Here is a 1,333-nt window from a genome sequence, read left to right as displayed (position 1 = left end):
CGCACATCAGAGCGGGGCGAGTAACGAAAGGGCTCCGGCAGCTCTCCCCCAAACACCCAGTCCAGCAGGTTCTGAATGCGGTGGCGGGGATGCCAGTTTTCATCAAAGGTGTGGTAAGCGCGGCGGGCAATTTGAATGGCCTCCTGGGGATGGTCTAGGTAGTAGCAGATTTTCTCCAGGAGTTCGGCTTCGGAGTTGTAGGTGTCGCAGTAGGTGCCGGGCGCCAAAAGTTCGTCCAATCCTGAGGCGAAGGAGAGCTGGTCGGTAAGCAGAAAGCCCCCCGCAGAAATCACTTCCAAGTTCCTTAAGTTCAGATCCCCATTTTGGCTGCAGTTGAAAGAGATTAACGAGCCACCAAATATTAGTTGAGGATTGTGGACTCGAGTCTTTATAAGTAGAGGTAGACCCAGTTTTTTCAAGGACATGATCAACTTAAGACGTCTGTAATGATAAGAGTTAAAATTAAGGTTACCCACAAACGCAACTCTAATTTCTTTCTTTTCTATCCAACTGGAGCTGGTGAGACAAGCGGAAATGAAAGGCAGCCAAGCTAGCCTTTGAACTCCTGCTGCTGCGAACCAGTGGAGGTGCTGTCGGTCATAGGCGGTGGCAATATAATCAAAGGCTTCAGTGGCCCAGTAAGTTAGAAGGTGGGTGATAGGGAGCACATGATGATGCGTATCTCCGGCTAGCAAGACAGTTGGGCAGCCAAATTTTTTCGTGTTGAAAGGACTAGTCAGATCAACACTCGATGTCCAGACAATCACCAAGTCAAATTCTTTGTCTTCGACTTGATCTGAATACTGGACAAATTCATAGAGGTCAAAGTCTTTGTCAGGACACTCAACTATGCTTTTTGGAACACTAAAAAAATCGAATATCTGTCTTCTAACCTTTCCTTTCGGACATAGAGTTACTTGACGCTCTGAAAGAGTGAGAGGTGGGACATAATCAGGTGGAGTCGTCCAAACTAGTAGAACTCGAGGATTCATCAGTCTCAGAGCTTCCTAAAGATTGCCTTCTAAAGATTACCACTGCTTTCGTAGAATATGCATCTATTCAGATAACATAAGCACCCGTAGTTACCTTGAGAAATCTCCCCCTGCCAGAGGAGATGAGAGGGATCCAGCATCTGGTCAATCCGCTTGCGGTCTTGCTCAGAAGTAAACTCCACGTAAATCACCTTGATATCTTCGAGCTGCTCTTGCAAGCTGGTCAACACCTCCACCTCATTCCCGCCTGTAGCCACCCTGAGCACATCGATGGGCTCCAAACCCAACTCCTTGAGGGCTGCCCTGGCTTCCCGGAAAGGGAGCAGCTGCTCCACTCCCCA

The 1,333-nt window shown here is 48.5% G+C and carries 1 protein-coding gene and 1 pseudogene; both read right to left on the bottom strand.

The genetic code is table 11. From position 1 onward, the window contains the following. Positions 1–992, bottom strand: a 992-nt coding sequence (locus tag SYN65AY6A5_RS13775; protein ID WP_143597176.1) for a glycosyltransferase, incomplete at its 3' end; no start/stop codon positions are given. Positions 993–1,021: 29 nt separating this feature from the next. After that, a pseudogene (locus SYN65AY6A5_RS13770) lies at positions 1,022–1,333 on the bottom strand (glycosyl transferase family 1); the annotation flags it as partial.

This window comes from Synechococcus sp. 65AY6A5 (genome assembly GCF_002760415.1).
GTDB lineage: Bacteria > Cyanobacteriota > Cyanobacteriia > Thermostichales > Thermostichaceae > Thermostichus.
Note: the sequence above shows the minus strand (reverse complement) of the source record. Positions and strands in the feature narration are given on the sequence as shown.